Consider the following 6,616-nt stretch of genomic DNA (forward strand, 5'->3'; position numbering starts at 1 on the left):
CCCAAGGACGGGCCCCGAGTTCGACGCGGTTCTCGCCATGGTGCGTGGCGTGCGCGGCCTCGGCATGGAAGCCTGCGTGACGCTCGGCATGCTCACGCCCTCCCAGGCCGGACGGCTCGCCGAGGCCGGGCTGACCTCCTACAACCACAACCTCGACACCGGCCCGGATTTCTACGAGGACATCATCTCCACCCGGACCTACGACGAACGCCTGCAGACCCTCGCGAATGTCCGCGAGGCCGGGATCGGCGTGTGCTGCGGCGGCATCGTCGGGATGGGCGAGGGCGTCACCGACCGCGCCGCGATGCTCCAGGTGCTGTCCAACCACGCCCCCCATCCCGAGAGCGTGCCGATCAACGCCCTGGTGGCGGTGCCCGGTACTCCGCTGGAGGACCAGCCGGCGGTCGATCCGTTCGATCTCGTGCGCATGTGCGCCACGGCGCGGATCGTGATGCCGCGATCCCGGGTCCGTCTCAGCGCCGGCCGCAAGAGCCTCACCCGTGAGGCGCAGGTGCTGTGCTTCCTGGCGGGCGCCAACTCGATCTTCTACGGCGAGCGGCTGCTGACCACCGCCAATAACGGGCAGGACGACGACGCGGCCCTGCTGGCCGATCTCGGCATCCGGGTCGGCGAACCGGTCCGGGCCGCGGCGGAATAGGCCCACGGACGCCTTTCCGCTCGCGCCTTGCCGCTGGGACCTTGCCGCGCGCGCTGATGGGGTGGTGACGGCCGCCGCCCACGGCCGATCGCGTCAGCCCTCCGGCAGGACGATCCGGAAGCGCGCGCCGCTCAGCCCCTCGGCCTCGGAGGCATCGAGGGTGAGCGTGCCGCCGTTGATCCCGATCAGCTCGGCGGCGATCGGCAGGCCGAGCCCCGTGCCGCCGGAGCGCATGGAGCCCTGGAACGGCGCGAACAGGTTCTCCCGGGCGCGCGCCGGCAGGCCGGGGCCGTTGTCGGCGACCAGGATCGTGATCCGGCCCGGCGCCCCGCGGGAGGCCACGACGCGGACCGCAGCCTCCGGCACGGCGGCCCCGTCGAGCGCCTGCACGGCGTTGCGGACGAGGTTGGCCAGCGCCCGCGCCAGTTGCTCCGGGTCGGCCTGCACGCTCAGGTCGGCCGCCGCGACCTCCACGGAGACCGGATGCGCCGCCAGCGCGGCGAGATCCGGAAGCTCCGCGAAGATGGGCGCCAGCGGCGTGCTGGCCAGGAGCGGCGTCCGCTCGGAGACGCGCCCGTAGGCGAGCGTCGCCTCGCAGAAGCGGATCGCCCGGGCCAGCGTCCCCACGAGGCGCGGGGCCACACGCTGAACGGTCGGATCCTCGGTACCCTCCAGGCGATCGCCGAGAAGCTGCGCGCCGGTCAGCAGGTTGCGCAGCTCGTGGCTGATCTTGCTGACGGCGAGCCCGAGTTCGGCGAGCCGCCGCTTCTGGCGGAGCTGGTCGGCGAGGCTGCGCTGCATCCGCCCGAGCGCCCGCTCGGCCTGGCCGATCTCGTCGCTGCGGCGGGACGGGGCGATGATCCGCCCCGCATCCTCCGGATCGTCCGCGAAGACCGTGATGCTCGTGGCGAGCCGCCGAACCGGCCGCACGATGAGCACCTGCAGCACCACGAAGACGAGGCCCGCCGCGGCGGCCGCGATGATCAGCGAGGAGACCAGCAGGCGCAGGGCATAGTCGATCATGGCGGTGCGCAGCGGCGCCTCGTCGAGGAGGATCTCGACCCGGTCGAAGCCGATTCCCCCCTCCCCGATCACGCGGATCGGCTCGCGGACCGGCGCCACAAGGGTGCGCCACGCCCCCCGGATCGCCGACAGCGCTGTGACGTCGCGCAGATCGACGATGTCGGCGACCTGCTCGGGCATGGGCTCGATGGCGAGCAGGCGCTGGGCGCCACCGCCGCGAACCGCGATCGCCCGGGCATTCACCCCGGCCAGGAGCCGGCTCTCCAGCGCCTCGGAGACCGGCTCCCCGGTCCGGCCGTCGAGGACCAGGGCGGCGACCTGCGCGGCCGCCAGGCGGTCCGACATCCACTCGACCCGGTAATTGGCCACCGCCGGCACATAGGTCAGCACCTCGGCCACCACCACGAACGCGACGGTGACGAGGAACAGCCGCCCCGACAGGCCGAGGCGGGCCGTGCGCCGCTCCGGCAGATCGCGGCTCGGGGCGGACGCCGGCATCGCCGGTGCCGCGGCCTCATCGGACTCGACGGACACGCCGGTCACGCTCCGCGCGGGCATCGCGGATTCGGATCGGCGGAGGGCGGATTGAGAAAGCTCGAGCCGGGTCCGGCCTTCGCGGGATACATGTTCGCAAGCCACAGATTCGCAGGCGGCAATACAGGCTCTCGGCAGTGAGCACTATACGATATCCACCCACAGGCGGTTGCATGTGCCCTCAGACACGGAAAAACACAGCCGGCGGAGGATTGCGTATCCCGGGCGTCGCTCTCAGCCGCGTCTGGCGCGCCGGCTCAGCAGCACGCTGACCAGGGCGAAGACGGCCAGCATCGCGAGGCCCGCCACCATCTTGGGCGTGACGAGGGCCCGCAGGCTCAGGGCGTCGTCACAGCCGCCCGCCCCCGCCGCCAGGCAGGCCGCCTTGGCGGCTTCGTGGGCGGCGACGACGTCCTCGATGCCCGCTCCCGTGGTGGCGTACACGACGGCGCCGGGCAGCAGCCCCAGGAAGGTCGCGAGGACGAAGACCCGCATCTTCACCCCGAAGGCGGCGGGGGCGAGGTTGGTCACCCAGAACGGGAACAGGGGGAGGAGGCGCAGGACCGCGATATAGCCGAAGGCATCGCGCCGGAAGCCTTCGGCCAGCCCGGCGAGGCGCGTGCCGCCGATCCGCCGGAGCAGGTCGGCCCCCGGCCCCCGGCCGATGGCGAACACGAGAGCGGCCCCCGTGGTGGCCGCGCAGACCGCAGTGAGCGCGCCCGGCACGATGCCGAACAGGAAGCCGCAGACCATCGTCAGGATCAGCGTGGCCGGCACCGACACGACCACGGCCCCGACATAGAGGCAGTAGGCCGCGACCAAGGCGCGGAGATAGCCGGCCTCGACGAAGCCGCGCAGCCAGATCCGCGAGGCGAGGAGTCGGTCGAGGCTCAGGAGCTGGGCGGCGCCGGAGACCACGACGATCGCCGACACCGTCAGGAGCAGCACCAGCGGGAGCCAGCGCCGCAGCCGCTTCCAGCGTCCGTCACGCCGCTCTTCGCCGACGGGCGCGTTCCCGGTCTCGATCACCCGGGCTTGCGCATCCGCAGGATCTTGAAGAACCCGCCCGGGAAGGTCGGCTTCAATCCCAGGACCTCGACGCCGTTGCGCCGGGCCCAGGCCTCGATCCGCGTCGCCTTGAAGTCCGACGACCAGCCGATCTTGGTGCAGAGCGGGGCCACGATCTCCTCGACCCGGGCGACCGGGCCGTCGCTCTGGCCGAAATGGTTGGCGAGCACGATGCCGCCGCCCGGCCGCACCACCCGCAGGAACTCGGACATCGCGGCCTCGGGATCCGGCACCAGGGTGATGAGGAACTGTGCCACCACCGCGTCGAAGCTCGCATCGGCGTAGCCCAGGTGGCAGACATCCATCACCTGCAGCCCCTTCACGTGGGACAGGTTCCGGCGCCGGACCTTGGCACGGGCGCGCTTGAGCATGTCCTCGGAGAGGTCGACGCCGCAGACGAAGCTCGATGTCGGATAGTAGCCCAGCGCCAGCCCGGTTCCGACGCCGGCCTCCAGGATCCGCGGCCCATGCTCGGCCGCCGCCTCGACGGCGGCGCGGGCCGCGGGCTCGGTGAGCTTGTCGTAGACCACGTCATAGACGGGGGCCCAGCGGGCATAGGCCTTGCGCATCAGGGCCGTGCTCGGCCCGGCCATCTGCGGCTCGCTCAGCATCGTTCGAAGGTTCCAGAGGTTGAGATCAGGCGGCCTCGCGGGGCCGGGCCGACAACGCGTCGACACGCCGGATGGTGCCGCCACCCAGGACCCGGGCCCGGGGCCCGTCATCCGCGTAGATCGCGCAGGCCTGGCCCGGCGACACGCCGTCCTCGGGCTCGGTGAGAACGATCTCGGCCGTGCCGTCCGGCCCGACCGTGAGTGTCGCCGGGCGCGGCGGCCGGGTCGAGCGCACGCGCACCGCCACCGGCAGGTCGCGCACGGCCTCGGCCGGGCCCTCGCCGAGCCAGTTCAGGTCCGAGAGGCGGATCCGGGTCGTGGCCAGGGCTGTGCGTGGTCCGACCACCACCCGGGCCGCATCCGGCTCCAGGCGCACCACGTAGAGCGGTTCCGGCCCGGACAGGCCGAGGCCCTTCCGCTGCCCCACCGTGTAGTGGACGATGCCGTCGTGCCGGCCGAGGACGTGGCCGGCGAGGTCGACGATCTCGCCGGGCCGCGCCGCATCGGGGCGCAGGCGGGCGATCACGTCGCTGTAGCGGCCCTGCGGCACGAAGCAGATGTCCTGGCTGTCCGGCTTCTCGGCGAGCGACAGGCCGAGATCCTTCGCGAGCGCGCGGGTCTCGGTCTTCTCCAGCTCGCCCAGGGGAAAGCGCAGGAATGCCAGCTGCTCCGCCGTGGTGGCGTAGAGGAAGTAGCTCTGGTCCCGGGCCGGATCGAGGGCGCGGTGGAGCGCCCGGCCGCCGCCCGGCAGCGCCCGGCTCGCCACGTAATGGCCGGTGGCCAGCGCATCGGCGTTCAGGTCCCGGGCGAGGCCCAGCAGATCGCGGAACTTCACCGTGCGGTTGCACTCGACGCAGGGGATCGGCGTCTCGCCCGCGAGGTAGCTCTCGGCGAACTTTTCGATGACCGCGTCGCGGAAGCGGTCCTCGTAGTCGAGGACGTAATGCGGGATGCCGAGATGCTCCGCCGCAGCCCGTGCATCGTTGATGTCCTGGCCGGCGCAGCAGGCGCCCTTGCGGTGGCTCGCCGCGCCGTGGTCGTAGAGCTGGAGCGTCACGCCGACCACGTCGAAGCCCTGCCGCTTCAGCAGGCCAGCGACCACGGAGGAATCGACGCCGCCCGACATGGCGACGACGACGCGCGTCTCGTGGGGGGCTTTGGGAAGATCGAGGGCGTTCATCGCGAGGGTCCGCAGCCGCCGGCCCGGAAGCTTCCTGGCTGCACGGGCCGTCTATAGCGGGACTTCGCCCGGCTTTCCAGGGCGGCCAGCGCCGACACCCGGCAGATCCTGCCGATCGGGCGGCAGGTTCGATCAGGGCCACGCCGCGCGCCGCGGAAGAGCACCATATTTTTCAGTCTCTTAGCGGGCCACCCCGGTGGCGCGCGGCTTGCTGCGGGCGGCCCAGAGGAGTCCGGTATGGCGAGCGGTGCGGCGGATCGTTTGGATGTCACCACCTGGATTCCGTCCGCGCGGAGTGCGTCTGCACCGCGGTCGGGCTGGGAGGCGGCGGGCGTGGCCGCCCGGGCCGGGGATTCGACGCAGGATCGCTTCGGCGCCGCCCTGACCGCCGCCCAGGCCCGCGACGACGCGGCGGAGACGCGCGCCCGCACGGCCGACCTGCGCGACCTCGCCGCGTCGGCCCGCACCCGACAGGCCGATCAGCGCGATCAGGCCCAGGCCGCCCGGGCGGCCGGCGACCGTGCGCAGGATTCAGCGCGGCAGGCCGAGACCCGCGCCGCGGACCGGACGGCCGACCGCGCCCGACAGGCGGAGGCAGCGGCTCCGGCGGGGCGTACCGGCAAGGCCGACGCACCGCGCGCCGCCGCAGACGCACGCCCGGAGGCCCGGATGCCGGCCGCGGCGCGCGACGCACAGACGGGCCAGGCGAAACCCGCCGCACGACAGGGCTCCGAGGCTGCCACGACCTCATCGGATCGCGCCTCCGCCACAGGCGACACGGCGGCTCCCGAGGCGGCGCAGGCCGAGACGACAGTGCAGGCTGAGACTGCGGCGCCGCAGACGGCCGAGCCCGCTGCCCCGCCCGCCGGTTCGGACCCTGCCGCCTCGCTGCTGGCCCTCATCGCCGCGCTAACCGAGGGCGGCGCGGCGACCGGAACGGTCAAGACCGAGGCGCCCGCGGGCACCGGCGCGGCGACCGCGCAGGACGGCGGGACAGCGCTCCTCGGAACGGGCGCGGCCGTGGGCGCTCCCGGCAGCGGCGGGCCGGTCGGCAGCCCCGCGGGTGATGCCGTATCGGGCATCGCCGGCACCCCCTCCGGGGCGAAGGCGGCAGGCGCCGGCAACGAGCCGGGCTCGGTGGGGAAGAGCACCGTCCCGGTGGAAGGCCCGGCGGCCGGCGGCTCCGCGGTCGCGACATCGGACAAGGACGGCCAGGATTTCCTGACTGCCCTGGCCGATATGGGACAGGGCGCAGGTCCGCTCTCAGGCACGCCCCCGGCCCCGCAGGGCGGCCAGACGCCGCCGGTCCCGTCGAGCCCGGCCGTCGGCACGACGAAGGCCGCAGAGGGCACCGCTGCGCCGAACCAGACCGCCGCGCCGGTCCAGACCGATCCGCCCATCCCCATCGGCCAGGTGCCGATGACCATCGGCCTGCGCTCCCTGCGCGGATCGAACGAGTTCCAGATCCGGCTCGATCCGGCCGAACTCGGGCGCATCGACGTTCAGCTGGAGATCGACAAGGCGCATGGGNGGGTCATGACC

Annotated in this window: 6 protein-coding genes; 2 read left to right on the forward strand and 4 right to left on the reverse strand. The window is 73.3% G+C overall.

The window, feature by feature from the left end; translation table 11 throughout:
* On the forward strand, positions 1 to 658 hold a 658-nt coding region (bioB, locus tag I53_RS28615), incomplete at its 5' end, for a biotin synthase BioB (RefSeq protein WP_043357436.1).
* 93 nt (positions 659 to 751) lie between these two features.
* Here the strand turns inward: bioB and I53_RS28620 are convergent.
* The 4 genes from I53_RS28620 to mnmA form a co-directional block, all read right to left on the reverse strand.
* On the reverse strand, positions 752 to 2,239 hold the full coding sequence (locus tag I53_RS28620) for a HAMP domain-containing sensor histidine kinase (RefSeq protein ID WP_043357428.1): 1,488 nt from the start codon (positions 2,237 to 2,239) through the stop codon (positions 752 to 754).
* Between the two features lie 210 nt (positions 2,240 to 2,449).
* On the reverse strand, positions 2,450 to 3,244 hold the full coding sequence (locus tag I53_RS28625; protein WP_043357430.1) for a TVP38/TMEM64 family protein: 795 nt from the start codon (positions 3,242 to 3,244) through the stop codon (positions 2,450 to 2,452).
* Positions 3,241 to 3,894, reverse strand: a complete 654-nt coding sequence (locus I53_RS28630; RefSeq protein WP_043357432.1) for a class I SAM-dependent methyltransferase — start codon at positions 3,892 to 3,894, stop codon at positions 3,241 to 3,243. Before I53_RS28630 ends, I53_RS28625 begins: the two co-directional genes overlap by 4 nt.
* 25 nt (positions 3,895 to 3,919) lie before the next feature.
* Complete coding sequence (gene mnmA / locus I53_RS28635; RefSeq protein WP_043357434.1) at positions 3,920 to 5,074, reverse strand: tRNA 2-thiouridine(34) synthase MnmA; 1,155 nt, start codon at positions 5,072 to 5,074, stop codon at positions 3,920 to 3,922.
* Between the two features lie 333 nt (positions 5,075 to 5,407).
* On the opposite strand from mnmA, the gene I53_RS35615 reads away from it, so the two are divergent.
* Positions 5,408 to 6,616: flagellar hook-length control protein FliK (locus I53_RS35615; RefSeq protein ID WP_148291261.1), on the forward strand; the 1,209-nt coding region annotated here is incomplete at its 3' end.

Origin of the sequence: Methylobacterium sp. B1, assembly GCF_000333255.1 — a bacterium.
GTDB lineage: Bacteria > Pseudomonadota > Alphaproteobacteria > Rhizobiales > Beijerinckiaceae > Methylobacterium > Methylobacterium fujisawaense.